This is a genomic window from Pseudomonas sp. Hz4, from assembly GCF_054898165.1.
Genome location: NZ_CM142719.1, coordinates 2,048,157 through 2,071,690 on the forward strand (window position 1 = coordinate 2,048,157; position 23,534 = coordinate 2,071,690).

Genomic DNA, 23,534 nt, shown 5'->3' on the forward strand with positions numbered 1-23,534 from the left:
GTGGGAGCGAGCCTGCTCGCGAAGGGTCCGGTGAGGTCACTTAGGCCCGAGAATCTTCACCAACTTGTCCGGCGAAGGCGCGCCTTGCTGCTGTTGCAACTCGCCCTTGTCGTCCATGTAGAAAATCGCCGGGGTGGCCTGCAGCTCCAATTCTTCCATCAACTGCATGTTGGCCGCCAGTTTCGCCTGAATCGCCGGAGGTACGTTCTTCAGGGCTTTTAGCGAGCTGTTCTTGCCGGACTTCTCATGGTCTTCAAGCGCTTTCTGTGGATCCTTGGCGGCCAGCAGCGCAGCCGATTTGCCCGGGCTGTCTTCGCGGATGATGCCGACCATGATGTGCCGCAGCTGCACCTTGCCAGCCTTGACCCATGGCCGCGCCTGCTCCCAGAACATGTTGCAGTAAGGGCAATTCGGATCGCTGAACAAGTACACGACCCGCGGCGCATCTTTCTTCCCGTCAGCGATCCAGTTGCTGGTTTCCATTTTCCCCCAGACTTCCTTGGCCATCGGTGCGTAAACCAGCTTCTGCAGCGGCGCGCTGCTCAGGTCGTTGCCGTCGGCGTCGTACAAATTGCCGAGCAACACATGCTTGCCATCCGGAGTCAGATACAGCGCGATGCCGCGGCTCTGGTACTGCGCCGCATAACCCCGCAGACCGTCGGGTGCGTCGAATTGGCCAACGATTTTCGCGCCCTTGGCTTCGATTTTCTTGATCGCTTCGGGCAGCTCTTCAGCCTGGACCGACGGCAAGTGCAGCAGGGCGGCGCCCAGGGTCAATGTCAGCAGGTGGCGGAGGCGGGGCATGGCAGTTTCCTTGAAGAGGTGGCCGGTGCGGCAGGATTCGGGGTGTCGAAGTTTTCCAGGGCGCGAGCCAGGCTGGCGTCCGACAGCTCACCCAGATGGCTGCCCAGCAGGCGACCGTCGGGACTATAGAACAGCGTAGTCGGCAACGCCATGGAGCCGACGGCCTGGCCCAAACGGCCACTGCCGTCGAACAGCACGTTGGACAGGCTCAGGCCCTGGGTTTCCAGGTAAGTACTGACGCTTTGCATGCTTTCAGCCTGGTTGACGAACAGGAAGGTCAGGTCCGGGCGGTGTTGCTGGGCGTTTTCCAGCACGGGCATTTCCCGGCGGCACGGCGGACACCAGGTGGCCCAGAGATTGATCACCAACGGGCCGCCCTTGTAGTCGGCCAATTGCACGGTTTCACCGGCGGCATTGCGCAGGGTAATGTCCGGCAGGCGTGTGCCTTGTTCGTAAATCGTCAGGGAGAAAGTCGCCAGCAGCCAGAACGCCAGGCCACTGGCCACGCCAAAGCCCAAGGGGCGGCGCAAGCCCGGGCGACGCCAGCCTCGATACAACGCGACGAGCAGCAGCACGATCACACCGGGCCAGGCGAGAAAGCCGCCGTCGCGCAGGTCGATGATCTGCCACGGATCGTTGCGGTACTGCGCCCAGTAGGCGATCACGAAGCTGATCCGGGCGGCCAGCATGCCCAGCAGGAACAGGCTGAACAGCACCGACTCCGGGTTCTCGCCGCCGCGCTTGGCCACTCGCCAGCCGACGAAGGTCGCCAGCGCCAGGGCACTGATCAGCAGCAGGTGATTAAGCGCGATGGCAAAAGTGCCGAGGGTCAAGGTCAGCATTAACGGGCGTCTCGGGTGGTGGACCAGCGTTGCAGGAAGGTGTCGGCATTGACCTCACCGGTGATGCGCTGGCTGCGACGCTCGATGCCGTCGGCACCGATCCACAGCAAGCTCGGTGGCCCCGGCACTTTATAACGGCCGAGCAGTTCGCGGCTGGCGGCATTGTCAGCGGTGACGTCCAGGCGTAGCAAGCGCACATCTTTCAAGGCTTCCAGTACGTGGGGTTTGCCGAATACCTGTTTTTCCATGACCTTGCACGACACGCACCAGTCGGCATAGTAGTCCAGCAGCACCCACTGGCCTTGAGCCCGTGCCGCGTCGAGTTCTCGTTGCAGTGCGGCGGGGTCCTTGAGGGTGGTGAAAGCGTCGTGGCCGACAGGGTTTGCCGCACGGCTCGAGTTCGAAGTGCTGTAGACCTGCAATGGCTTGAACAGATCGTCACTGCCTCCGGCGGCACCCAGCAGCAGCAGGCTGCCCCACAAACCCAGTAACAATGAGCTGGCACCGAACACATGAGCGGTCCGTCCGAAACCTGCGGATTGGCGCCAGGCGCTGTAGGCCGCGATCACCAGCAAGGCGCCGCACAAGCCGACCCACAGGGATTCATCCAGCACCGGGCGCAGCATCAGCAGGGCAGTGGCGAGGAACAGGAAGCCGAACACTCCCTTGAGCAGGTTCATCCAGGCGCCGGGTTTGGGCAGGAAGCGATTGCCGACGGTCACCAGCAACAGCAGCGGCACACCGATGCCGACGCCCATGGCGAACAGAATCAGTCCGCCATGCAGCGCATTGCCACTTTGAGCGATGTAGAGCAAGGCGCCCGCCAATGGCGCGGTCATGCACGGACCCACCAGCAAACCGGACAAGGCCCCCAACACACCAGCGCCCAACAGGCTGCCGCCGCGCTGATTACGCGAGACATGTTCCAGGCGATCACGCACAGCCACCGGCAGTTGCAACTCGAAGAAGCCGAACATCGGCAACGCCAGCAACACAAACACCGCTGCGAAACTGCCCAGCAACCAAGGGTTTTGCAACAACGCCTGCAGATTCGCCCCGAGCAGCGCGGCCAGCACGCCCATCGCCGCATACACCAGCGCCATGCTCACGACGTAGCTGGTCGCCAAGGCGAAACCGCGCTTGGGCGTGGCGCCACTGCCGACGATCAAACCCGCCAGAATCGGCAGCATCGGCAACGAGCAAGGCGTGAAGGCCAACAACAGCCCCAGACCAAAGAACACCAGCAAGCTCCAGCCCAGCGCTCGTTGTTGCAGGTCGCTGGCCAAGGCTTGATCCGGCGCTCCATTTGTCGCAGCGGAAGTCGATTTACCGCCCAGATCCACGACCTGGGATTGCGGCGGATAACACAAGCCGGCATCGGCACAGCCCTGGAAGCCCACCTTGATCTGACCTGTGGCGCCTGCCGGGATCTTCAGTTCCAGGCCTTGGCGATAGACCTGCTGTTCGCCGAAGAACTCATCGCTGTGCGCTTCGCCGTCAGGCAATACGGGCTTTTGCTCCGCGGGCAAGCCATCGAATTTCAGGCGTTGCTGGTAGAGGTAATAGCCGTCGGCGATCTGCCAATAAAGCTGGGTTTCACCGGAATCCAGGCGTTCAGAGGTGAAGATGAACGCCTTGCCGACGGGAAGAAAGTCGGATTTGGTCGCGAAGGGATCAGTCCCTGCCTGGGCCAAACCCGAGATCAGGAGAACAAAAAATAGAAACAGTCGACGCATGGGTAAGCCTTGTCCCTGTGCAAGTGAGGTGCACAATGGGCGGCGTCGATTAACCGATGATTAACCATGCTCTGGCTTTAAGGTTGAGAGCGCGAGACCCGATTTAAAAAAAAGGGCGAGCCTCGGCGGTTGCAATGTGCTCGGATTGATTTTGTCGCCTCGTGTCCGAAGCGTTTTCAGGGATTTGAAAGGTGATGTGTTCGTTATTGATCAAGAGAAATATAGAAATGGCGGTCAGCTGCTCGATCATTTTGCGCTGCCCGCCAATCAATGGTGATGAAGCTCGTCAGTTTATTTTATTGGGTGATGTATTGGGTGCTGTTTATATGGCTCTTACGTGAGTATTTATCGGTTGAGTTTTGAGGGGTGAGTGTCAATCCGTCCAAGAGTATGGTCTTGTATTTGTGCTTCTTTGAACATTACCGGCGTTAAGGTTTTTGTAAGTTCGGCCAAGTTTCGTTGTTGACCTTGAAGGGGGCACTCGTCAGGTGGTTTTGCTGGATGTTGTATTTTAAGTATTCGTTATTGGTCAAGAAAATATAGTAGTAGCTGTCTCCAAACGTTGCATGGATTTTTACGGCTGTGATGATTCGGTCGGTGTAAGGTGTCAAGCCTGGCCATGAAGTTTCATCAATGGGGTGCGTTGCAATCTGCTGGGTTTTCCAGTCGAAGTCCAAGCCTTCTCCATTATCTAGGATGAATCTGAACATTGTTTTATTTTTTTTAAATAAACCCGTTCCTTCCCACCAGGTTCCTGCAACTATGCGGTTGAAATAGGGTAGTAGTGGGGCCCACTGTGAACCTTTAATGGTGCGCATTCCTCTGTTGGAATCGGCATCCTGATCGTACTCACAGAACATTGGCGTTTCACCGTCGTAATAAAATAGCCAAAGGATGTCGGCGTCGAGCTCAATTTTGTTTTCTGTAATGATGTTGGAGGTGTGGAAGCCGAAGCGCAGCTTGCTCAAGTGCTGGTGTAGCACGCCCCAATTCTCGCGTGTGTAGTATTTTGGATAGCCGTAGTCTACTTCGTTGTAAGAATTGTCGAACCGGCTATATTTTTTTGTGTCTTTGAAAAAGAAATAGCACTTGTCTCTGTCGGAGCGCCAGTCGACGGCGACAAAATTTTCCATTGGTTTCATTTTTTGCACCTTTGATATCGGTTTGTTTTTGGTTGGTAGTTGAGATTATAACGTGTGTTATATTCTGCGGAAGTATCGATATATATAAGTTTGTTTCCAGGTTGATTAAGGTTGGTTGTGTTGTTGGGGGACTGTATAAACACGTCTGCAGATGCCCGTATACCTGTTTTATGAAAGGCTCGACCGGTCACGTGGGCTTCTCTTCGCCCCTTGTCCCCGACATAATCACGACTTAATCCCAGCCTGCTTCAATCGCACTATTTGTGGAGCTCCCCATGCACGTACTGGTTTGCGAAGACGATGAGTTGATCGCCAGCGGCATCGTCGCCGGCCTGACCGCCCAGGGCCTGACCGTAGAGCACGTTGCCACGGCTTCCTCTGCCCGGGCGATGCTCAAGGTCGCCGAGTTCGATGTGATGGTGCTCGACCTCGGTCTGCCCGATGAAGACGGTTTGAAGCTGCTGCAGCAGTTGCGACACGGCGGTCTGGAAATCCCGGTGTTGATCCTCACCGCCCGGGATTCAGTCACCGACCGCGTCGATGGCTTGCAAGCCGGTGCCGACGATTACTTGCTCAAGCCTTTCGACCTGCGCGAACTCGCCGCGCGTCTGCATACGTTGTTGCGACGGGTGGCGGGGCGCAGCGTCAACCTGATCGAGCACGGCCGTTTGACGTACGACCCGAGCAGCCGCGAAACCATGCTGGGCGGCCAGCCGGTGGACCTTTCCCGTCGCGAGCAGTCGCTGCTGCAGGCCTTGCTGCATAACCGGGGTCGGGTGCTGTCCACCGAGCAACTCAAAGACAGCGTCTACGGTTTCAACGATGAGCTGGAAAGCAACGCCCTCAATGTGCATATCCATCACCTGCGGCGCAAACTCGGCAATGGCATTGTCGAGACCGTGCGCGGCCTGGGCTATCGACTGGGGCCGGCCGATGGCGGAGAGGAATTGAAAAAGTGATGAGCCTGCGATTGCGCCTGAGCCTGACACTCGGCGCCGCTTTTGCGCTGATCTGGGCCCTGGCTGCGGCCTGGATGCTCAGCGACCTGCGCAACCAAATGATGTTTTCCCTCGACCAGCGACTGGTGGCGTCGGCACGCATGGTCGCCGGCCTGATGGAGCAAATGCCGGCGTTGCCGAGCAAGGGTGAGGGCACTCATTTCAGCGCAGAACAATTGAACATCCCCGGTGGCATGGCCTGTCAGGTCAGTTCGTTGCGTGGCGAAATCCTCGCCCGCAGTCATACCGATCCGCAACAAACCCTGGAAGCCGAGAAAATGGGCTTCCACGATCAGATGATCGACGGCGCGCCGTGGCGCAGTTTCACCTTGGCCCGCGGCGATCTGCGCATCACCACCGCCGATCGGCAGATCGAGCGTGAAGCGCTGAACCTGTCGATCCTGCTGGCGGCTTCGGTGCCGGTGGGCGTGGCCTTGCTCGGTTGCCTGTGCCTCTTGTGGCTGGGTATTGGCCAGGGGCTGGCGCCACTCAACCGCATGCGCGATGCGTTGATGCGCCGCAGCGCCGATTCCCTGGAACCGCTGCAGATCCAGCCGCTGCCCAGCGAACTGCAACCGTTGCTGGACACCCAGAATCAGCTGTTCCAACGGATCGGCAAGACCATCGAACGGGAACGCCGTCTGACCGGTGACGCCGCCCACGAGTTACGCAGCCCGTTGACGGCGATCAAGACCCACCTGCAAGTGGCGCGCATGACCGATGGCGCGGCCCGGGATCAATCCCTGGCCCGGGCCGAAGAGGGTGCCGATCGCCTGCACCGCACCCTTGAACAATTGCTGCTGCTGGCGCGGGTCGAGGGCAGTCTGTCGTTCGATGATGGTGTGCAATGCAGCGCCGAGCAGGTGGCGAAACTGGCGATTCAGGACGCCGCCAGCGGTGATCGTCAGCGGATCAAGTTTCAGGTGCCGCCGAAGATCTCTCACGCCCCGGTGCAAATGCCCGCCGTGCTGTCGATTGCCGCGCTGCGCAACCTGCTGGACAACGCGCTGCGTCATACCCCGGGCGACGGCGCGGTGGAGCTCAGTCTGGTAACCACCGGCAACCGCGTGCAGTTTGTGGTTCGCGACCATGGGCCCGGCATTGCCGAAGACGATCTGCAACACCTGACCCAACGCTTCTGGCGCCATGGCCAGAGCACCGGCTGCGGTCTCGGTCTGGCGATTGTCCAGGCGATTGTCCAGCGCTGCGGCTGCACCCTGCATTTCGACAGCCGGCCGGATGGGCTGCGGGTTGAGTTGACCATGCCGTTGCAACCCATCTGATACCCCCCCAATCCCCTGTGGGAGCGCGCTCGCTCCAACAGGGGTTCTATGTCGCACATCAAATGTAACTCCTCTCCATTGGCATTCGAGCCGTCACCGGCGCTATCGTCCCCGGCAGCTTTGACTCAATGGATTGAGGTAACAGCGCCATGGATGCACCCATACACATCTGCAAGGCAACCCCCGCCGACGCCGGCATCATTAGCCGGATCGTCGAGCGCTCCATTCGCGTGGGTTGCGCGCTCGACCATCGCAACGATCCGCTAACCGTCGCCACCTGGACCCACAACAAGACCATCGAACACGTGCAGCCCTGGCTGACCGACCAGCGGTTGTACCTGAACATCGCCCTGTTGCAGGACAAACCGGTCGGGGTCGCCATGGCCGCGATCAGTGGCAAGGTCGCGTTCTGTTACGTGCAGCCGGAATGGTTTCGTCGCGGGGCCGGGCAAGCGCTGGTGCACGACCTCGAAGGCTGGTTGTTCGGTCAGGGTTTGCGCCAGGCACGACTCAATAGCACCCGTACCAGTGAAGCGTTTTACCGTCATCTGGGTTACCAGCCTTGCGCTGGAACCTTCGCGGTGGCGGGGCTCCATGCCATTCCCATGCACAAAGCGCTGACACCCCCTTCATAGAAAGCTGATCGAGGGTCTAAATCCTCGGCGCCCTGATGCGTTTCCAGAACAGGAAAACCTTATTGAGGGGTCGAGAGATGTCAGTCGCTACCAGCCATATGGAAGATCAGTCGGCCCGGATCACTCCGGCGCCGGCCGAGACGCTTTATCAGTTCAACGAATCGCCGTTGCTGGCCCGTCAGAACCAGCAGGAATCGAATGCCCGCAGCTATCCGCGACGTATTCCCCTGGCTCTTAAACGTGCCCAAGGCATTTATGTCGAAGACGTCGAAGGCCGTAGCTTTATCGATTGCCTGGCCGGTGCCGGCACGCTCGCGCTGGGGCACAACCATTCGGTGGTGATCGAAGCGATCCAGCAAGTGCTGACCGATGAACTGCCCCTGCACACCCTCGACCTGACCACCCCGGTCAAGGATCAGTTCGTTCAGGACCTGTTCGGTTTGCTGCCGCCGGCATTGGCCGCTGAAGCCAAGATCCAGTTCTGCGGCCCGACCGGCACCGACGCAGTGGAAGCCGCGCTGAAATTGGTGCGCACCGCCACCGGACGCAGCACCGTGCTGTCGTTCCAGGGCGGTTATCACGGCATGAGCCAGGGCGCGCTGAGCCTGATGGGCAGTCTGGGGCCGAAAAAGCCCTTGGGCGCCTTGCTCAGCAATGGCGTGCAGTTCATGCCGTATCCCTACGACTACCGCTGCCCGTTCGGGCTCGGCGGCGCGCAAGGGGTGAAGGTCAACCTGAGCTACCTGGAAAACCTGCTGAACGATCCCGAGGCGGGTGTGCAATTGCCGGCGGCAGTGATCGTTGAAGCGGTGCAGGGCGAGGGCGGGGTGATCCCGGCCGATCTCGACTGGTTGCGCGGCCTGCGGCGAATTACCGAAAAGGCCGGCGTGGCCCTGATCGTCGATGAAATCCAGAGCGGATTTGCCCGCACCGGCAAGATGTTCGCCTTCGAACACGCCGGGATCATTCCCGACGTGGTGGTCATGTCCAAAGCCATCGGCGGCAGTTTGCCGCTGGCCGTGGTGGTCTATCGTGACTGGCTCGACACCTGGCTGCCGGGCGCCCATGCCGGGACCTTCCGCGGCAATCAGATGGCCATGGCCGCCGGTTCTGCGGTGATGCGTTACCTGACCGAACACAAGGTCTGCGAGCACGCCGCCGTCATGGGCGAACGCTTGAGCGAACACCTGCGGATCCTGCAACGGGACTTCCCGCAACTGGGTGACATTCGCGGGCGCGGCTTGATGCTTGGCGTTGAACTGGTCGATCCGACGGGTGCGCCGGATGCATTGGGTCATCCGCCGATTTTCGGTCGTCTGGCGCCGCTGGTGCAGCGTGAATGCCTCAAGCGCGGCTTGATTCTTGAATTGGGCGGCCGTCATGGCGGCGTGGTGCGGTTCCTGCCGCCGCTGGTGATCACTGCGGGGGAAATCGATCGGGTGGCCGAGATTTTCGGCAGGGCCATGGCCGCTGCCACCGCCAGCCTCTAAATTTTTCAGCCTCTGGCACGTTCCTTCTACATACGGCTGCGCACGCAGTGCAGCCCACCCTACAGCGATGGAGAAACACCATGACTTCAGTATTCGACCGCGAGGACATCCTCTTTCAGGTCGTGGTCAACCACGAAGAGCAATACTCGATCTGGCCCGACTACAAAGCCGTGCCTGCAGGCTGGCGCACCGTGGGCAAGAGCGGCCTGAAAAAGCAATGCCTGGCCTACATCGAAGAAACCTGGACCGACATGCGTCCTCTGAGCCTGCGTCAGAAGATGGACGAGCAGGCGGCCGTGGCTCACTAAAGTTTTCGCGCAAAGAGAAGCCCACTGGACCGGAAAGGTCAGCGGGCTTTTTTGGGTCTGGAATTGATCGTTCCCACGCTGCGTGGGAATGCCTCAACGGGCGCTCCGCGTCCGCTTTGGGACGCAGAGCGTCCCGGGCTGCATTACCACGCAGAGCGTGGGAACGATCATCTTAGGTCGCGGGCTTACCGCTCAATCCCGTGATCACCAAATCCACATTCCCTTCCAGCTCGGCCACCGGATCCGCCGCGTCCACACTCAACACCACCAACCGGCTACCCGCTTCGGCAATCACCGCTTTCAGCGCATCCGACGGCTGTCGGTGGTGCAACACCACCGCCACGTCATTGTCCTTGAGCGTCGCGCCCAATTGCTTGAGCGCTTCAGGTGTCCACTCGGTATCCGGCCGTGCGTCGAGGCCGATCAGCTCTAGGTTGAGGCTGCCAATCAGATAGCCAAAGTGATCGCTCAGGCTCATCACACTGAGGTTGTCGGCACTGGTCAGCCGCGCTTCGCTGTCGGCGCTGAACGTGAGCAAGCGCTGTTTAAGCGCCGCCAGGTTGGCCTCGATTGTCGGCTTGGCCTCGGGCGCCAGACGCACCAGGTCCGCCGCCATCACGTCCGCCATCCGCCCCATGTTGTTACTGGAAAACCATGGCTGACTGTTCAACCCGTCGACTTTGTTGCCAGGTTGCACGGCGATGCCGGGCAGGGCGCCATCCACCGGGCGCGCGGCGTCGACCTCAACGATACGGATGTTGCTGCGCCGCGAGATCGGGTACAGCGGGTCATCCGCCCACAGCGAGCGCAGGCCGATCACCGCATCGGCATCGGTCGCCAGTTTGGCCAGCGCCGGAGCGCCACGACCTGTGAAGTACGCGGTCTGACGGCTGCCAGGCAGGTTGGCCGGTGCGGCACGTTCAAGGTTGACGTCGGTGCCTTTGAGCAAGACTTCGCCCAGACCGTAAGTGATCGGCAAGGAGGCCAATACACGCAGCGGTTTGGCGCTGTCAGCCGCTATGGATGTATTGACCAGCCCACACAGGGGCAATGTGAAGGTCAATGCCAGGGTCAGTTGACGCAGAGAAAAAGACATTTATCCGAGATTCCCTTTCAGGCTTGGGACGACGCCACGGGCAATGGCGGCGAGAGCGAAGGCGATGCCGGCCACCAGAATGATCGCGGCGCCGGACGGGATAGGCAGGTCGAACACAATCGGCGCAAGGATCCCACACAGCGTACTGACCGTGGCGATCAGCACCGAGCACCAGAAAAACCCCTTGAGCGACTGGCTGAGCAAACGCGCCGCCGCCGCTGGAATCACCAACAGTGCGCCGACCAGAATCGCGCCGATGACTTTCACCGCCGCCACGGTGATCAACGTCACCAGAATCACGAACAGGTAATCCAGAGTCTTCACCGCCACACCGCGAACCGCCGCCAGTTGCGGGTTGAAACTGACCAGCATGATGCGGTTGTACAGCGGCAAGGCCAGCGCCATGACCAGCGAACCGACGATGGCCAACACCAACAGGTCATTGCCGTTCACCGTCAGCACCGAACCGAACAGCACGTTTTCAAGGATGTGTACGTTGATCTTGCCCGCCAGAATCAGCAGCAGACTGGCGCCCAATGCCAACGACACCGACAGGAACACACCGATCAGCGTATCTGGCGCCAACCCCGTGCGATTGCGCAGGTAATTCAGCAAGATGCCAAACAGCAAACAGTAGCCGAACAGGCTGCCGTAAGGCCCGGTGTAAGGCTCGCCCAGCAGAATGCCGATGGCCACGCCGGTCAGTGCCGCATGGCCCACCGCTTCGGAGAAAAACGCGAACCGCTTGACCACCACCAACGTGCCCAATCCACCCAGTACCGGGCCGATCAGCAAGCCGGCGAGCAGCGCGTTGACCACAAATCCGTAGGCCAACGCCTCGGGCAGGTAACCCGACGAGGCCCAGCCCTGAACCATCAAACGAAAGGCTTCGTAACTCATCAGGCCGCGCTCCGTGGATGGGTCGAAAACAGCGTCAGCAATCGCTCCGGCGTCAGTGCCTGTTTCGGCGTGGTATCGAACAGCACCCGGCGATTGAGCCCGGTGACGCGATCCGCCAACCGTCCAACCGCTTCCAGATCATGTTCGATCCACAGCACGGTGATCCCGCTCTGGCGCCAGTCGCCGAGCAGCTGTTCGAACATTTGAATGCCGGCCTCATCGAGCGCCGACATCGGTTCGTCGAGCACCAGCAACTGCGGCGCCGGAATCAGACCCTGAGCCAGCAATACTCGTTGCCGTTCACCACCAGACAACGCGCCCATGCGCCGCTTGCGTTTGTCCTCCATGCCGACCCGTTCCAGGGCTTCGCCAATAGCGGCGGCGTAGTGTTTGCTCAAGCCGAGGAACGCCGGACGGCGCTGACACATGGCCGCCATGAAATCATCGACGGTCATCGGCAAGCCCCGATCGAATTCCAGGGCTTGAGGCACGTAGCCGATGGTCCCCGGCGTGCCGGGCCATTGCAGGCTCAGACGACCCTGATGCGGCATCTGCCCGAGCAGGGTCTTGATCAGCGAGCTTTTGCCGCCACCGTTGGGGCCGACCAGCGCATGCACGCTGCCGGGCTGGACCTGGAACGTGACATTGTCGAGGATTGTCGTGCGGCCCAGCGTCAGGCTGACCTCCTCAAAATCGAGGGTTGGCCCCGAAACCTGTGGGAGCGACGGTGCGACGATTCGACTTGCTCGCGATTGCGGTGTGTCATTTAGCGATGATGTTGACTGGCCGGACGCCTTCGCGAGCAAGCTCGCTCCCACAGGGGATTCGGTGTCAGTTGGGGTGGGGTTTTGTGCGCTGATGGTTTCTTTAGCGGTCATTGGCCGGACTCCTGAATCGCCCGGACCACGGTGTTGAGGTTGCCGGTCATTTCCTTTTCGTACTTGTCGGCGGTGTATTCGCCATAGGAAATGTGCGACAGCGGATACAGCTTCACCCCGGATTCACGCTGGATGGTCTCGACGTAGGTGGACGGGAAATCCATCTCCGAGAAGATCACCTTCACGTCCAGCTCCCGCAGTTGATCGATGGTCTTTTTCAGCTGGCTCGGGCTCGGTTCGATGCCGTGGGCCGGTTCGACCACAGCGGTCACTTCCAGGCCAAACTCGCGCAGCAAATAGTCGTACGCCGCGTGGACAGTGGCCACTCGCAGTTCGGCGTTCGGCGCCTGGGTCAGTTTCGCCAGGGCATCGGCGCGCATCTGCCGCAGGCGTTTACCGTAGGCGCGGGCGTTCTGGGTGTAGGTCTTGGCGTTAGCCGGGTCGAGCTTGCCCAGTTCCCGGGCGATGTTGTTGACCTGGGCAATCGAGGCGCTGATCGACAGGAACGTGTGCGGGTTTACGACCTTGCCGGCGCCGCCAGCAGCCGTGCCGGTGGCAGCCAAAAGCGGCACGTTTTCGTTGGCTTCGATCACCGGAACGTTCGGTGTTTCGCTGGCGGCGATCATGCGGTCGGCGAAGTCGTCATGGCCGACACCGTTGAGCACGATCACGTCCAGCCCGCTGATGCGCTTGATGTCTTCGGCGCGCGGCTCGTAGGCATGCGGGTTGAAACCGGCCGGAATCAGCGGTACCACCTCGGCCTTGTCACCGACGATGTTCGCCACGTAGCTGTAATAAGGGTGCAGGGTGATGCCGATGCGCAGGCGCTTGGCCTCGTCAGCATGGGCCATGGGTGTCAGCAGACAGACAAACAGGCCGATCAGCAGCAGGCGCAAAAGCGGACGGCGTTGAGATGAAATAGGCATGGGAAAGCGGTCTTCTCTCGGGTGAAGGCGAGGGTTCAGTGCCGGTGCTGGCGGGTCACGCCGGCATCGAATTGCGCGACGATCTGCTGCCAGCCGGCGCTTTCGAGCGCGGCGTCAGTGAGCTCGGTCGGGGCAGTGAGGGCGTTGCCGCGGTTGAGCCAGACGTCCGGCGCATCGTCGTCAGCGGTCAAGCGCATCAAAAACGAACCCGCCACGGTGGGCGTCTGGCTCTGGCCGAAGTAAGCCTTGGCGTCGAGCAATTGCCAGGCATGAGCGCCGCGGCTGACGGAACTGGCGTCCTGGGCGAACGGCGCAAAACCTTCATCGGCAAGGGCTGCGGGGGCGGGGAGCGCCTGCTGCTCCCGACGCAGCAGGTGAATTTCGTCGAGCGTCACCCGCAGGTCGGCGTAGATGCCTTGCTCGGACGCGCTCAAGTCACGGCGGGCATCCAGTTGATGGCTGCCTACGCTGCTGACTTCCAGAGACTCACCGCGCCAGGCGACCACCGAGCCGGCAACCGCCAGGATCATCAGGCACAACAGCAACACATAGAGGGTTTCATGGCCGGCACCGGCCGGGCGAACGACGTGGGTGGTTGGCGTACTCATGGGGCTTCGATGTCCGCTTGGTCGATCTCAACGACGTGACCAGGACCTGCGTCGAACAGCACGTAGAACTCGGCGCCGGGCTTATTGAAGGTCAGGGTGGAATCGGCACCGAGCTTGCCGGGCACCAGGATGGTTTCGTCGTAGCCGATCACGTCCAGGGTCACGCCCGGCGCGCCGCTGCCGTCGGAGAAACCGCCGGTGCATTTGATCTGCTCGGCGTCGATGGCTTTGCATTCGCACATCGGGTTGTGGGCCAGGGCGCTAGCGCTGAAACCGGCGCACAGCACCAGCAGCACGGCGCTGAGAGGACGTATAACGTTGATCATGGTTTGCCTCCTTGTTGGTTCAGCCAGGCGAGGGTGGCCGGGGATGCCTGGCTCAGGGGGATCGACGCTTGATGCATCGCGCCATCCCAGCCTTCCATGGTGATCCACAGCTCGGCGTCGGCTTTGGTCTTCTCGGGGATCGGCAGCATCGCGCCCATGCGATACGGCGTGCCGAAGAAAATCACCCCGGCCGCGCGCAGGCTGCGTGGTTTACCAATGCGCAGGTAAGTGGCCTTGATCTGGTCGCGACAGCGGTCGCACAGCGCCGCGTTGAAGTTCTTCATGTAGCCGGCCGGGCCATCGAGCGTCGGCGCTTCGTTACGCAACTCGGCCAGTTGCAGGCTCCAGGGACCCACCTGAACCTCGCCGATTTCCCGCTCACCCAAACCGGTGTCACCACGAAACAGCGCCGCGTCGGCGAAGTATTTGGGCATGAACCCGAGCGGCACCAGCAACAGCAGGACGTTGATATGGAAGCGCCATTTGTGCCAGAAACGACTCAGTTTCGACCCCGGTTTTTCCGCAGCGAACAGGCTCATTGGCTGATCTCCGTGGTTTCACCGCGGAAGGCCGCAGCGGTCTGACTGCGTGGGCGTTTATGGCTGCGCTTGAGGGCGTTGGCCGTGGCCAGGGCGGTGCGCTTGGTCCAGATCAACAGGCCGCTGAGGACCATCATGCTGAGGATCAGGCCGAAGAAGAACCAGATCAGTTTGATCCAGATGCCGCCGAAATCGCCGGTGTGCAGCGGACGCATGGATTCGGTCACCCACTCCAGGCCGGAGCGGTTCGACAACAAGCGAGTGGCGGCGATGTCGCCGGTATACGGGTTGATGTCGGCCGTCTGGAACATCAGCGGATACCAACTGCGTCCACCCACCGAGAGGTAGCTATAGGCATTGGCGGGCAGGCTGACGAAGCTGTCTTCCAGGCCGGGAATACGTTCCTTGGCTTCGCGAATGGCCGTCTCCAGACTGATCATCGGCGCAGGCGAACCGTCGGCTGTCAGCGGGACACTGTCACGCGGAACCACGGCAGCCACTGGTGCGGTGGAAATCGAAATCTGGTTATCGAACATGAATGCTTGAATCAGGAACCAGGTGCTGGTGACGGAAATTACCGCGATGAACCAGATCGACCAGATGCCGCTGAGGCGATGAACGTCGCCCCAGAAAATCCGCGCGCCGTGACGAATGCGCAAAGTCGGGCGGAAGAAACCTTTCCAGAAGCGCTTGTAGACCACCAGCCCGGTGACCAACGAAGCCAGCAGCGGCAAGCTCAGGAACGACACCAGGTACCAGCCCCAGCTGTAGCCATTGGTAAACGGCACCAGCCACCAGCCATGCAGTGCGCGGGTAAATGCCTTGAAATTGAACGGCGGGGCAGTGCCCTGAATGACGCCGCTGTAGGGATTGACGTAAACCGTCACGGAGCGACCGTCGGGGTAGCTGACGTCTACGTCGAGGGCGAAGTGCGATTCGTCGGGCCGACTGATGGCCTCGACCAGGGTGTTGGGCTCAGCCTTCTTGATGGCGGCGATGATCTGGTCATAGCTGAGCAGCGGTGCATCGTCCGAGGGTTGGCTGGCGCGCATTTGCGGGTTGGCCAGCCAGACGATTTCCTGACTGACCACCGCCAGGGTGCCGGTCACACAGACGATCAGCACGAAAAACCAGATCGGCAGCGCCAGCCAGCTATGGACCAGAAACCAGAGTTTTGAACGGGATTTCTTCGACATGATTAAAGGTCTTGTTTCGATGAGAGGGCCGCCGCTAAGAGCTTCCTAGCGATGAGGTCCATGAAAGGCCAGGCCGTGGCTTTTGCCTACGCGGGCCTACTGCATCTAAATAAGACGGATGAGCATCGGAAATCCCGAACGGGGATGTGAAAGAAAATGTTTCGTGTTCCTTTGTGCACATAACCCTGTGGGAGCGAGCCTGCTCGCGATATAGGTAGTCCGTTCCTTTCTCTTCCATACTGATATTCGCTGGAAGTCGGTTGTCGGCGAGGAAGGAACATGCACCTGCGGGCTACGAATATGCTCGCGCAGCACTCGATGATTACGCTTTCACCTTCGAGTCCACAGGTGCGCTTGCGCCCTCTAACGAATTCTCAGGGAAAGCCCGACACGGCTCTCTATATCGCCTTCGCTGGACGCAAGCATGCATGTCCCTGCATGTACTTTAGCGCCTGTTGAGGTGTTCCATGCAAACGCTCCTGTCTCAGAGTTTCACTGCTTATATCGGAATTGATTGGGCAGACGCCAAGCACGACATCTGTTTGCAGATAGCTGGAGAGGCTCAGCGCAGTTTCGAGGTCATCGACCACGAGCCCGAGTCGATTGATCGCTGGGCCAGGTCGCTGCATCAACGTTACGGTGGCCCGATCGCGATCGCCGTGGAGTTGAACAAAGGCCCACTGATAGCGGCTCTGCAAAAATATGAGTTTTTTTGTATCTTTCCGATCAATCCGAGCACCTTGGCCCGGCACCGTAAAACCTTCGTCCCCAGTGGCGCCAAGGATGATCCAACGGATGCTCAATGGGCGCTTGAGCTGTTGCTGAATCATCCCGAACGGTTTCCTCAACTGGTCCAGCAAAGCTCCGCCATGCGTTCGCTCGCCAGCCTGACCGAACATCGCCGCGGGTTGGTCGATGACCGGGTCAAGATCAGCAATCGTCTGGTCTGCATGCTCAAACAGTATTACCCGTTGGCTCTTGAGCTGTTTCATGACCATGACACGCTGGTTTTCTGTGAGTTTTTGGCGCGCTGGTCGACATTTGAAGTGCTTAAGCACGCTCGGCCAGCCAGCGTTTTGAAGTTCCTTCACGCGCATAATGTTCGCCATGCTGAGCTCAATCAGCGGCGTTTGGCATTGATCGCCAAAGCCATGCCGTTGACTGAAGATCCAGGCGTGGTCAGTCCTTCAGCGCTGTATGTGCTGGCCCTGGTCTCGCAACTGAAAGGGGTCATCACGGCGATCAAAGATTTTGATCGGGAGATCGAAAAAACTGCCAACACCCTGGCCGACTATCGACTCTTCAAGGCCTTGCCCGGCGCGGGACAGCAGCTTGCCCCACGGTTGATGGTCGCCTTTGGTGAGCAGCGTGATCGCTTCAAGGATGCCAGTGCGGTGCAGCGATATGCCGGGATTGCCCCGGTCACCGAACGCAGTGGCAAGAAAAAAGTCGTCCACTGGCGCTATCAATGCGCAACTTTTTTGCGCCAGACCTTTGTTGAATGGGCTGCCCACAGCATCAATCAATCGGTGTGGGCAGAGGCGTATTATCGCCAGCAAAGGGCCAAAGGCAGCTCTTACCAAGCAGCCCTCAGGGCCCTGGCGTTCAAGTGGATCCGGATCGTTTATCGGTGCTGGAAGAGCAGCACCGTGTACGACGAAAACGTTTATTTACAGACCTTGCTTCGGCACGGCTCACCGTTGACCAGCGAGCTGGACACAGCAAAACCGCGTTGACGGAAAGGCTCAGGGCGTGAAAGCGGTCTGTCAGTCACATCACTGCTGGATGTGCCTAAGCCTTCGCGAGCAAGCCCGCTCCCACAGGTTTTTTATTCACTAGAGGTCGCGGTGTTGTGTCGATCCAACACGCCACAAATGTGGTGGTTAACCTTGGCTGAACATCTCCTTCGCCCGCTGCTCAATCTGCTCCTGCGTCAGATCTTCCTTGCGCGTGGCCAGAAACCACAGATGTCCATAGGGATCCTTCAAGGTCCCCGAGCGGTCGCCATAAAACTGATCCTTGACCTCGGACACCACCGTGCCACCGGCGGCAATCGCCTGTTTATAAGACGTGTCCACATCGTTCACATACAGGTGCAGGCCCACGGACGGCGACGTGTCCGGATTGCTCAAAGGGCCCTGATTGCAAGGCGTGCCGAGCATGATCGGGCAATCGCCGATGCGCAGTTCGGCATGGCCGATGCCGCCATCGGGCATGGACAGGCGCATGACTTCGGTGGCGCCAAAGGCTTTCTTGTAGAAATCGATGGCTTCCGCCGCTTTTTCAATGCCCAGATAGGGGGTGATGCTGTGATAACCCTCGGGAATAGGTTTGACGCTCATGATGGTTCTCCCTGTTCTTGTCGTGAGTGAAAAGGTGTTCCTTCGCCGATTTCCGGTCGACTAACTATAGGTCAGCGTTTTTCGCTCGACCGAACCCCCGACGAGCAGTAATCACTGTTCAGTTATCATTAAAGCAGCTGCGCCCCGGGCCCATGCTCCCCAAGTACATCGCCAAAATTACGCAACGGACACGCCTCCATCGATAGACATCCACACCCAATGCAGCCATTAAGCCGGTCCCGCAGCAGCACGAGCTGATTGATCCGCTCATCCAGATCCCGACTCCATTGCGCCGACAACACCTTCCAGTCCGCCGCCGTCGGCGCCCGGTTGTCCGGCAACGATTTCAATGCCTCACCAATCTCCGCCAGTGGAATGCCCAATCGCTGAGCTACTTTGATCAACGCCACCCGCCGCAACACTTCCCGTGGATAACGCCGCTGGTTGCCTTGATTGCGATTGCTTTTGATCAAACCCTTGGACTCGTAAAAGTGCAGCGCCGTGACCGCGACGCCGCTGCGCGCAGCCACTTGGCCGACGGTGAGTTCTTTATGTAGATTTTCCGAGGTGATCATAAAAATGCCCCTTGACCTCAAGTTAACTCGAGGTTTTACCCTGCAGGCCTTCGGATCGCAAGATCCGGCTTACAGGTGAGTGGGACTATTCATGCAAGCGTCAGAGAAAAATCGCAGCTTCACCCAATTGATCGAATTCGAGATCGAACCCCATCAACAGCCCGCGCTGGTGTCGGCGCTGTCGAAGCAGACCGAGCGTCTGGCTCAGGACTTCATAGGGTTTCTGAGCGCCAGCATCCAGGCCAGCGACGATGGCCGGCGAGTGCTCAACTACCTGCAATGGCAAACACGAGAGGCGGGAGAAGCCGCGTTTCAAAGCTTTGAAAGCGGCGAGCAGGATTTCTGGCAGCTGATCCGCGCCCATCAGGCAAAAACCGTGACCTTCGGCTCGTTCCAGGTGCTGCACAGCCTGGAACGCAGCCACGACAACGCGCTGCATTGCAATCTGGTGGGTTAGATCGACAGCTGCATGACGCGCTCGCCCTGGAGGTTTTCCATGGGCGGCGCTTGTTCGCCGCCAGCTCGCCAATTTATAGATAATTTTGGACTACAAAATGGTTTGCCTGTGCGGCGTTAGCTAAAGTCGATAGCCACTATCGAGAGCGTTGATTTCTGCTGATCGGATGCCCGGCGTAGCCTGTGTTCATTGCCCAGAACCCAGTTGCCAGGACGCCAACCATGAAACCTCTAATCGCCACTTTCTTGCTGCTTGCAGTCTCCGTTCTCGCCGGATGTGCCAGCCATGTTTCCCCGGAATTACGGCCGTACACCGCTGAAGAAACCAAGGAACTGGCACTTGAGGACTTGAATCGTCGCGGTCTGTCTTTCGAGGAGTACCACGCGAAGAAAGCCGAATTGCTCGGCCAACCGCAGAAATCGTTCAGTTTCGACAAGCAAGGCGAAATGAACGCTGAACGTGCTTTACAGCTTCACGGACGTCCTAGCTGAAACTGTACGGGTCGAAGTTTTACGTAACTGTCCATGGGTTTCCCTCAAGGCGTGCGATAGGGTCAACACCTGACTGACCTGATGGATCGCTGCCATGACGCTCTCGCTCGATTTGCTGCTGGGCTTCGCCCTGTTTGCGCTTGTCACCTCGATTACTCCCGGCCCCAACAACACAATGTTGCTGGCATCGGGTGTGAACTTCGGCTTTCACCGCACCATCCCCCACATGCTTGGTATCACCTGTGGCTTCTTCGTGCTCGTGGTGGCGGTAGGTTTCGGCTTGGGCGCAGTGTTTCAAACCTATCCTTTGCTCTACAGCGTTCTGCGTTACGTCGGCGCGGCGTATTTGTTGTATCTGGCGTGGAAAATCGTCCATTCAGGACCGGTTTCTGAGAGTGAAAAGGGCGAGAGTAAACCGATCAGCTATTTGGGCGCCGCAGCGTTTCAGTGGGTCAACCCCAAGGCCTGGATCATGGCCATCGGTGCCATCAGCACCTACACGCCAATGCAGGGCTACTTCACCAACGTGATTGTGATTGCGGCAGTGTTCGCCTTGATCAACCTGCCGAGCGTCGGTGTCTGGGCAGGTTGCGGCACGTTGTTGCGCAACGTGCTGAAGGATCGCCGCTGGTTGCGGCTGTTCAACTGTGGCATGGCCTTGCTGCTGGTGGCTTCGCTGTATCCGTTGTTGCTCGAAAGCGTTGACTGACGCATTGCTTCAACCGGTTGCCCGATGCCTGTTAAGCTCGACTTCAGGAGTGTTCCTACGCACTTTTAAATGAAGTTGTTCTTCTTTAACGGCCTCCGATCAGGTATTTCTAACGCTCTGAACGATGGGCGCAGCTCACGAGGCTGCGTTTGACGTTTCAGTGACGAGCTTCCTGATCCCGGAACACGCTCTGCGAGTCTTCTATGAATAAACGTCCGTTGTATTTCGACTACGCCGCCACCACGCCGGTGGATGAGCGAGTCATCAAGGTGATGGTCGAGTGTCTGGGTTTTACCGGCAATTTCGGCAATCCGGCGTCCAGCTCCCATGCGTTCGGGCAACAGGCCCGGCAATCGGTCGAACAGGCGCGGCGCCAGGTCGCCGAACTGGTCGGCGCCCAGGCGCAACAGATCGTCTGGACCTCCGGCGCCACCGAATCGAACAACCTTGCCCTCAAGGGCGTGGCCCAGGCCCGCGGCGTTTCTGGCGGCCACATCATCACCAGCCAGATCGAACACAAAGCGATTCTCGACACGGCGAAGCAGTTGCAGGACGCCGGTGTTGCGGTGACTTATCTGGTGCCTGACGCCGAGGGTTTGATTACCCCGCAAGCGGTCAGCGAAGCGATGCGCGAAGACACCTTTCTGGTGTCGCTGATGCTGGTCAACAACGAGCTTGGCACCCTCAACGACATCCCGGCCATTGGTCAGGTAGTGCGTGATCGCGATGCGTTGTTCCATGTCGACGCGGCCCAGGGTGCGGGCAAAGTGGCGATCGATCTGGCCGATTGGCCGGTGGATCTGATGTCGTTTTCCGCCCACAAACTCTATGGCCCCAAAGGCATCGGCGCGTTGTATGTCGGGCCTCGCGCGCAACAGCGCTTGCAAGCGCAGATCCACGGCGGTGGTCACGAGGGCGGTTTGCGTTCCGGCACCCTGGCGACTCACCAGATCGCCGCCATGGGTGTGGCCTTTGCGTTGGCGGCGGCCTCGTTCGATGAAGAGAAGGCCACAATTGTGCATCTGCGTGAACGCTTGCTTGAGCACCTGCTGAGCATTCCCGGGGTTCGGCTCAATGGCAGCCCGACCCAACGCATTCCCCATACCCTGAGCCTGACCTTCAACGAAGGCGAGTTCAACGCTGCGGCGCTGAGCCATTCGATTGCGTTTTCCGCGACCTCGGCCTGCAACTCCGCCAGCAATGCTCCCTCCCATGTGCTGCTGGCCCTGGGGCATGACGCCCGCTCGGCGAGTCGCACCATTCGCTTGAGTCTCGGCCGGTTCACTACCGAGCAGGACATCGACCAAGCGGTACACCTGATTCAAGCGGCCTGCGCCAGTGCTCCGGCATTCTGGCAATAAGGTCTGGAAGTGCCGGCGTTGATCGGCACTCAACAATAATGATGAAGTGATTTGCAGGAGACACGATGAGTACGCAGCCTTCGATCAATGGATCGGTGCCCCAACGCCTGGCGCAAACCCGCGAACTGATGAGCCGGGAGGGCATTCACGCTCTGCTGGTGCCGTCGGCCGACCCGCATCTTTCGGAATACCTGCCGGGTTACTGGCAAGGACGGCAATGGTTGTCGGGGTTCCATGGCTCGGTCGGCACGCTGATTGTTACGCCGGACTTTGCCGGTGTCTGGGCCGACAGCCGTTATTGGGAACAAGCGACCAAGGAACTCAAGGGCAGCGGTATCGAACTGGTCAAGCTGCAACCGGGTCAACCCGGTCCGCTGGACTGGCTGGCAGAGCAAATACCTGAAGGCGGCGTCGTCGCGGTAGATGGTGCAGTGATGGCCGTGGCATCGGCGCGTACGTTGGGCGGCAAGCTCAAAGAACGCGGCGCACGTCTGCGAACCGACATCGACTTGTTGAGCGGAGTCTGGAGCGACCGTCCGACGCTGCCGACTGAACCGATCTATCAACACCTGCCGCCTCAGGCGACTGTCAGCCGCGGCGAGAAACTGGCCAAGCTGCGTGAGGTTTTAAAAGATCGCGGTGCCGACTGGCATTTCATCGCCACCCTCGATGACATCGCCTGGCTGTTCAACTTGCGCGGCGGCGACGTGTCGTTCAATCCGGTGTTTGTCTCTTTCGCCTTGATCAGCCAGCAGCAGGCAACCCTGTTCGTGGCGCTGAGCAAAGTCGATGCCGAGCTGCGCGCAGTCCTTGAACAGGACGGCGTAACCCTGCGCGACTACAGCGAAGTGGCCGCCGCCTTGCGCGCCGTACCGAGCGGGGCAAGTCTGCAAGTCGATCCGGCGCGCGTCACCGCCGGCTTGCTGGATAACCTGGATAGCGGCGTGAAGCTGGTCGAAGGCCTGAACCCGACGACGTTGGCCAAATCGCAAAAAAGCCTGGCCGATGCCGAGCACATTCGTCAGGCCATGGAGCAGGACGGCGCGGCGCTATGCGAGTTCTTCACCTGGCTGGACACGGCGTTGGGTCGTGAGCGCATCACCGAATTGACCATCGACGAACACCTGACGGCGGCGCGTACCCGACGTCCGGGATATGTATCGCTGAGCTTCAACACCATTGCCGCATTCAACGCCAATGGCGCGATGCCGCACTACCACGCCACCGAAGAAGAACACGCGGTGATCGAAGGCGATGGTCTGTTGTTGATCGACTCCGGCGGCCAGTACCTGGGCGGCACCACCGATATCACTCGGATGGTGCCGGTCGGTACGCCGACCGATGAGCAGAAGCGCGATTGCACGCGGGTGCTCAAAGGCGTGATTGCGCTGTCCCGTGCGCAATTCCCGAAAGGCATTCTGTCGCCGTTGCTGGACTCCATTGCCCGCGCGCCAATCTGGGCTGAAAGCGTGGATTACGGTCATGGCACCGGTCATGGCGTCGGCTACTTCCTCAACGTGCACGAGGGCCCGCAGGTCATCGCCTACCAAGCCGCCGCCGCGCCACAAACTGCAATGCAGCCGGGCATGATTACCTCCATCGAGCCGGGCACTTACCGTCCGGGACGCTGGGGTGTGCGGATCGAGAACCTGGTGTTGAACCGCGAGGCGGGCACAAGTGAGTTCGGTGAGTTCCTGAAGTTTGAAACCCTGACTTTGTGCCCAATCGACACTCGCTGCCTGGAGCCGTCGCTGCTGACGGATGACGAAAAACAGTGGTTCAACGCCTACCACGCCGAGGTGCGTCAGCGCTTGAGCCCTTTGCTCGACGGTGCAGCCCTTGCGTGGTTGAACACCCGCACTGCGGCTATTTGATCGGTTGGAGTGCAGGCG

At 59.7% G+C, this 23,534-nt stretch carries 25 protein-coding genes; 11 read left to right on the forward strand and 14 right to left on the reverse strand.

Annotated features, from left to right (window positions below):
- Positions 1-36: 36 nt before the first annotated feature.
- From dsbG to ACYZTR_RS09225, 4 genes are all read right to left on the reverse strand, one after another.
- Positions 37-804: a thiol:disulfide interchange protein DsbG gene (gene dsbG / locus ACYZTR_RS09210; RefSeq protein WP_461978215.1), complete on the reverse strand. Its 768-nt coding sequence runs from the start codon at positions 802-804 to the stop codon at positions 37-39.
- Positions 780-1,646, reverse strand: a complete 867-nt coding sequence (locus ACYZTR_RS09215; protein ID WP_461978217.1) for a prolipoprotein diacylglyceryl transferase family protein — start codon at positions 1,644-1,646, stop codon at positions 780-782. The genes dsbG and ACYZTR_RS09215 overlap by 25 nt, the downstream gene beginning before the upstream one ends.
- Positions 1,646-3,382, reverse strand: a complete 1,737-nt coding sequence (gene dsbD, locus ACYZTR_RS09220) for a protein-disulfide reductase DsbD (protein ID WP_461978219.1) — start codon at positions 3,380-3,382, stop codon at positions 1,646-1,648. The genes ACYZTR_RS09215 and dsbD overlap by 1 nt, the downstream gene beginning before the upstream one ends.
- A 428-nt stretch (positions 3,383-3,810) precedes the next feature.
- Positions 3,811-4,524: a hypothetical protein gene (locus tag ACYZTR_RS09225; RefSeq protein WP_461978221.1), complete on the reverse strand. Its 714-nt coding sequence runs from the start codon at positions 4,522-4,524 to the stop codon at positions 3,811-3,813.
- Positions 4,525-4,799: 275 nt separating this feature from the next.
- Between ACYZTR_RS09225 and ACYZTR_RS09230 the strand changes: the two genes are divergently transcribed.
- From ACYZTR_RS09230 to ACYZTR_RS09250, 5 genes are all read left to right on the forward strand, one after another.
- Positions 4,800-5,483 carry a response regulator gene (locus ACYZTR_RS09230; RefSeq protein WP_461978223.1) on the forward strand — a complete coding sequence of 228 codons (684 nt, stop codon included), beginning with the start codon at positions 4,800-4,802 and terminating at the stop codon, positions 5,481-5,483.
- A complete protein-coding gene (locus ACYZTR_RS09235; RefSeq protein WP_461978225.1) occupies positions 5,480-6,805 on the forward strand; it encodes an ATP-binding protein in 1,326 nt (441 codons plus the stop codon). Before ACYZTR_RS09230 ends, ACYZTR_RS09235 begins: the two co-directional genes overlap by 4 nt.
- Positions 6,806-6,954: 149 nt before the next feature.
- Positions 6,955-7,440 (forward strand): GNAT family N-acetyltransferase, encoded by a 486-nt coding sequence (locus ACYZTR_RS09240; protein WP_461978227.1) that lies wholly within the window; start codon positions 6,955-6,957, stop codon positions 7,438-7,440.
- A gap of 77 nt (positions 7,441-7,517) precedes the next feature.
- Positions 7,518-8,930, forward strand: a complete 1,413-nt coding sequence (locus ACYZTR_RS09245; protein WP_461978229.1) for a diaminobutyrate--2-oxoglutarate transaminase — start codon at positions 7,518-7,520, stop codon at positions 8,928-8,930.
- Positions 8,931-9,010: 80 nt separating this feature from the next.
- Positions 9,011-9,238, forward strand: coding sequence for an MbtH family protein (locus ACYZTR_RS09250; RefSeq protein WP_461978231.1), 228 nt, complete (start codon positions 9,011-9,013; stop codon positions 9,236-9,238).
- Positions 9,239-9,410: 172 nt separating this feature from the next.
- Here the strand turns inward: ACYZTR_RS09250 and ACYZTR_RS09255 are convergent, their stop codons facing one another.
- From ACYZTR_RS09255 to ACYZTR_RS09290, 8 genes are read right to left on the reverse strand one after another with little or no spacing between them, the layout of a single operon-like run.
- On the reverse strand, positions 9,411-10,334 hold the full coding sequence (locus tag ACYZTR_RS09255) for a metal ABC transporter substrate-binding protein (protein WP_461978233.1): 924 nt from the start codon (positions 10,332-10,334) through the stop codon (positions 9,411-9,413).
- The gene (locus ACYZTR_RS09260) at positions 10,335-11,234 is read right to left on the reverse strand and encodes a metal ABC transporter permease (protein ID WP_461978235.1); all 900 of its coding nucleotides are present in this window, start codon (positions 11,232-11,234) and stop codon (positions 10,335-10,337) included. It abuts the gene before it with no gap.
- Positions 11,234-12,112 carry a metal ABC transporter ATP-binding protein gene (locus ACYZTR_RS09265; RefSeq protein WP_461978237.1) on the reverse strand — a complete coding sequence of 293 codons (879 nt, stop codon included), beginning with the start codon at positions 12,110-12,112 and terminating at the stop codon, positions 11,234-11,236. The genes ACYZTR_RS09260 and ACYZTR_RS09265 overlap by 1 nt, the downstream gene beginning before the upstream one ends.
- On the reverse strand, positions 12,109-13,038 hold the full coding sequence (locus tag ACYZTR_RS09270) for a metal ABC transporter substrate-binding protein (protein WP_461978239.1): 930 nt from the start codon (positions 13,036-13,038) through the stop codon (positions 12,109-12,111). Before ACYZTR_RS09270 ends, ACYZTR_RS09265 begins: the two co-directional genes overlap by 4 nt.
- Before the next feature lie 35 nt (positions 13,039-13,073).
- Entirely contained in the window at positions 13,074-13,646 is a 573-nt protein-coding gene (locus ACYZTR_RS09275) for a DUF6162 family protein (protein WP_461978241.1), read from the reverse strand.
- Positions 13,643-13,972 (reverse strand): hypothetical protein, encoded by a 330-nt coding sequence (locus tag ACYZTR_RS09280; RefSeq protein WP_461969743.1) that lies wholly within the window; start codon positions 13,970-13,972, stop codon positions 13,643-13,645. The genes ACYZTR_RS09275 and ACYZTR_RS09280 overlap by 4 nt, the downstream gene beginning before the upstream one ends.
- Positions 13,969-14,511: a thiamine pyrophosphate-binding protein gene (locus tag ACYZTR_RS09285; RefSeq protein ID WP_461978243.1), complete on the reverse strand. Its 543-nt coding sequence runs from the start codon at positions 14,509-14,511 to the stop codon at positions 13,969-13,971. Before ACYZTR_RS09285 ends, ACYZTR_RS09280 begins: the two co-directional genes overlap by 4 nt.
- A complete protein-coding gene (locus ACYZTR_RS09290) occupies positions 14,508-15,707 on the reverse strand; it encodes a PepSY-associated TM helix domain-containing protein (RefSeq protein WP_461978245.1) in 1,200 nt (399 codons plus the stop codon). The genes ACYZTR_RS09285 and ACYZTR_RS09290 overlap by 4 nt, the downstream gene beginning before the upstream one ends.
- A gap of 467 nt (positions 15,708-16,174) precedes the next feature.
- On the opposite strand from ACYZTR_RS09290, the gene ACYZTR_RS09295 reads away from it, so the two are divergent.
- Positions 16,175-17,443: an IS110 family RNA-guided transposase gene (locus tag ACYZTR_RS09295; protein WP_461978246.1), complete on the forward strand. Its 1,269-nt coding sequence runs from the start codon at positions 16,175-16,177 to the stop codon at positions 17,441-17,443.
- Between the two features lie 147 nt (positions 17,444-17,590).
- Here the strand turns inward: ACYZTR_RS09295 and ACYZTR_RS09300 are convergent, their stop codons facing one another.
- The gene (locus tag ACYZTR_RS09300; RefSeq protein WP_461978248.1) at positions 17,591-18,049 is read right to left on the reverse strand and encodes a VOC family protein; all 459 of its coding nucleotides are present in this window, start codon (positions 18,047-18,049) and stop codon (positions 17,591-17,593) included.
- Positions 18,050-18,177: 128 nt separating this feature from the next.
- A complete protein-coding gene (gene soxR / locus ACYZTR_RS09305; protein ID WP_461978250.1) occupies positions 18,178-18,624 on the reverse strand; it encodes a redox-sensitive transcriptional activator SoxR in 447 nt (148 codons plus the stop codon).
- Between the two features lie 91 nt (positions 18,625-18,715).
- Between soxR and ACYZTR_RS09310 the strand changes: the two genes are divergently transcribed.
- From ACYZTR_RS09310 to ACYZTR_RS09330, 5 genes are all read left to right on the forward strand, one after another.
- Positions 18,716-19,081: an antibiotic biosynthesis monooxygenase gene (locus ACYZTR_RS09310; protein WP_461969753.1), complete on the forward strand. Its 366-nt coding sequence runs from the start codon at positions 18,716-18,718 to the stop codon at positions 19,079-19,081.
- Between the two features lie 221 nt (positions 19,082-19,302).
- Positions 19,303-19,572: a hypothetical protein gene (locus ACYZTR_RS09315; RefSeq protein ID WP_461978252.1), complete on the forward strand. Its 270-nt coding sequence runs from the start codon at positions 19,303-19,305 to the stop codon at positions 19,570-19,572.
- A gap of 94 nt (positions 19,573-19,666) precedes the next feature.
- A complete protein-coding gene (locus ACYZTR_RS09320; protein ID WP_461978254.1) occupies positions 19,667-20,281 on the forward strand; it encodes a LysE family translocator in 615 nt (204 codons plus the stop codon).
- Between the two features lie 203 nt (positions 20,282-20,484).
- A complete protein-coding gene (locus ACYZTR_RS09325; protein WP_461978256.1) occupies positions 20,485-21,642 on the forward strand; it encodes a cysteine desulfurase family protein in 1,158 nt (385 codons plus the stop codon).
- A 65-nt stretch (positions 21,643-21,707) separates the two neighbouring features.
- Complete coding sequence (locus tag ACYZTR_RS09330; RefSeq protein ID WP_461978258.1) at positions 21,708-23,516, forward strand: aminopeptidase P family protein; 1,809 nt, start codon at positions 21,708-21,710, stop codon at positions 23,514-23,516.
- Positions 23,517-23,534 lie beyond the last annotated feature (18 nt).